The organism is Bradyrhizobium algeriense, assembly GCF_003062295.1.
Classification (GTDB): domain Bacteria; phylum Pseudomonadota; class Alphaproteobacteria; order Rhizobiales; family Xanthobacteraceae; genus Bradyrhizobium; species Bradyrhizobium algeriense.
In genome coordinates this window covers 1-3,133 of the sequence record NZ_PYCN01000105.1, presented here as the reverse complement: position 1 = coordinate 3,133, position 3,133 = coordinate 1, and the positions used below count along the sequence as shown (strand labels likewise).

The 3,133-nt window shown below is 60.2% G+C and carries 1 protein-coding gene and 1 pseudogene; one reads left to right on the top strand and one right to left on the bottom strand.

From position 1 onward, the window contains the following. The first annotated feature begins 1,590 nt into the window (after positions 1-1,590). On the top strand, positions 1,591-2,865 hold the full coding sequence (locus C7G61_RS42345; protein ID WP_108523375.1) for a glycoside hydrolase family 28 protein: 1,275 nt from the start codon (positions 1,591-1,593) through the stop codon (positions 2,863-2,865). A gap of 157 nt (positions 2,866-3,022) precedes the next feature. On the opposite strand, the pseudogene C7G61_RS42340 reads toward C7G61_RS42345, so the two are convergent. Continuing rightward, positions 3,023-3,133: pseudogene (locus C7G61_RS42340) on the bottom strand (IS5/IS1182 family transposase); the annotation flags it as partial.

Below are 3,133 nucleotides of genomic sequence, written 5' to 3'. Positions count from 1 at the left end.
CATCTCCTGTGTGAGACGCTGCGGGGCAGCGCGGGAGCGCCAGTTCGGGTGAGCGCTCCCGCTCGCCCCGCAGCTCCATTCCCCACCAGTCCAAACCATTCTGTCAGATTAAGTCGAGACTTTTACAACACCATCGATGGAGATATCCCTTGGACTGTCCGCGCTCGGCAGGGTCCCCTCGCTGTGGAGTGCTTCGACGAGGCCCTCCGAGGCCCAGCGTGGGCGGTCGTGCTGCTACCGCCCCTCGCGATGACAGGCCCGAAATCCGGCGGCCGCTGCTGCGATGGCCCGGGGGCTCGATCCCAGAGCCGCAACGTACTACCAACGGGTCCACCAGATGGGGGAGCTCCTGCAATGCGCCTGATTGCCGAGTGCCTTCCCGGGCCTCCCGTCCTCAGTCACTTCGCTTCGACATGGTCGCCGGCCTGATGGCACGGCTAAGCGCCGGCCTTCCGGCAGCCGCTGCCGGAGCTGTATCAACGCTGATTGAGGATAGTAGGACGGACCAGTTGGCTAAGCCGACCAGTCATTGGCGGCCTCCCAGTCGTTCGAACCCAGGCGCTGAAGCTGCGTAGCGCGCTTACCATATCGCGACAGTGGTTGCGGCCAAGTTGCCCTTCTTGGCCTCACTTTCGAAATGGGAAAAAGCGCCTCGTCCTCGTCACAGGCCATCCGTGTGGCTGACTTTTTGCTTTTACGCGGCGGACTTGCCCGTCATAATCCATCTCCGATGCAGGCGAGAATGCGCAGGCTATAATCTTTGGCGCGAGGTGCGGTCGTCGCGGGCTCGCGGAGAACCGGCGACCGCATCACAGTGCGGCAGGTCGAGACTCAAACGCGCTCCTGATCGTATTGCCGCCAGCTCTCCATGCGGCGTGTGAGGCTGCAGGATTGGGCGAGTGCGAAACAGCGAAATTGTTGCGGTTTTTCGTGTGCAATGTCGTGTTCGCAACATGTTGGATAGTAAACAAGCACCGGTTTGCTTTGGATCAAAAGGAGGTGCTGCGCGTTCGTTCTGACCAGCTGTCCACGCAGCGGCTCTCATATACGGAAGCATCGGGCGATTGGCCCAGCTTTTGCTCCGCTGCTTGCCAACACCATCCAGCTCCCCTGCTTTATCGGAGTTGTCCACCGCAGGATACGACATCTTATGCGACGAAATGCAATCATGAAGAATTGGACTTCCAGGACGACCAGGGCGTTGGGCATGGGGCCCCTGGCCTTGATCACCAGCACCGCGTTGGCGGGAGAATACAACATTAAGGACGCACCACCGCTATCGGCCCGGCCAGCCGAGCAAAGAATTGCGATCCGTACACTGCCACCGGCTACAATCCGGCCCTATCGGTTTACACTTACTCCCAGGGAAAATTGAAACTGCGAGCCCCCGGATTCAACGTCACGACCAATTCGCGGGAAATCGCGGACTTTGCGTCAGGACCAGGCCTGAACGCCTTGGCTTTTGCAATCGTAGCCGGACCGTTGGTGCCTTCTTGGCAAGCCTTCCTGACTGCGAACCAGAATTGGCCGGCGTTCAGCTTACGGGACAGATCACGTCGCCTAGAAGGGCGCAAACGCACGAGGGTGTTCATGACAAACCTTTTCCGCTACCGGGCCGTGCTGTCCACGGTTGCCGCCATCGCTCTTTGCCCCGCCGTCCAGGCCCAAGACCGCCGCACTGTCGCCGAACCTGTCGCGCCTAGACAGGTGTGCGCCCGCCTGGTCCCTTCCAGCAAGAACGAAACGATCAGGCTGCAAGACGCTATTGACAATTGCCCCGCTGGCGAAGCGATCTATTTGGCGAGTGGCGAGTTCCGGTCGGGTCCAATAGAGATGAAATCGGGCGTTACGCTCTGGATCGAGCGCAATGCAACGCTCTTTGCCATCCCCGACCCAACGGCCTATGACAAGGGCCTGGGAAGTTGCGGTACCATCGATGACAAGGGCGACGGCTGTCGGCCGTTCATCAACTTTGCCAAAACGCGCGGTGGCGGCATCTATGGCGACGGCATCATCGATGGCCTGGGTGGCGCGTACGTGGTCGGCGGCACCGGACCTTGGTGGCGGCTGGCCCGCCGCGCGCAAACCGAGGGCGGCGACCTGAACGCCCCGGGTTTGATCCAGATAGACGATGCGAAAGACATCACCTTCCACGGTATCACCTTGCGCAATGCGCCCAATTTCCACGTGGCGATGAACCGGGTCGAAGGTGCCACCTTTTGGGGCGTCACCATCGATGCACCCGCCAATATCCGCAACACCGACGGCATTGATGCAGGCGCCAGCCAGGATGTGACCATCACCCAAAGCTTCATCCGCACTGGCGATGATAATGTGGCGATCAAGGCCGGCAACAATGGTCCCACCCGCTATGTCTCCATCATCAATAACAGCTTCGGTTGGGGGCACGGCATGTCGATCGGCAGCGAGGTGAGCTCGGGTGTTAGCGACATACTGGTGCGCGGCCTGACCCTCGACGGCACGGCGTCGGGCCTGCGTATCAAGAGCGATGTCAGCCAGGGCGGCCTGGTCGAGAAGGTGACCTATGAGAATGTAAGCCTCAGCGGCAACCGATGGCCGATCATATTCGATACGAAATACGATCCCCACGCCCAAGGCAACAGCATTCCGGTCTATCGCCAGATCGTTCTACGCCATGTGCGTGGCGATAAGGGAGCGCTGCTGATGCGCGGGCTTGACCAGAAGCATGCCCTCGAGATTATGCTGGACGATGTGCGATTTGCCGATAGCGCGACTTGGCAGGTAGAAAATGCAGACGTGACCGTTGGAAATTCCGGCGTGTCACCGCCCCTGCCGGATGGAGCTGGGGGACCGGTACCCAGTACCGGGAAACAGAGATTTTGAGTCCTTGAACTTTGATTTGGCCATGGGGCTTGGATGGCGCGGGTCATTTGGCGGGCGCCCTTTCGGTTGTGAACATCCAAATATGGGGGCCCGTTCCGTATCGCGACGGTTTTCCCGGCGGCGGACCCGACAACGAGGCCCTAGGTGGTGTGGACATTTAGCGGAGCCATAGGACGATGGCGGCGAGAGTAACGACGGCCCGATAGTTTCGGGCGGTCTTTTCGAAGCGGGTTGCGACGCGGCGGAACTGCTTGAGTTTTGAGAAGCA

Excerpts from the sequence above, each read along its gene's own strand:
- C7G61_RS42345 (WP_108523375.1), top strand. The coding sequence starts at position 1,591 with ATGACAAACCTTTTCCGCTACCGGGCCGTGCTGTCCACGGTTGCCGCC.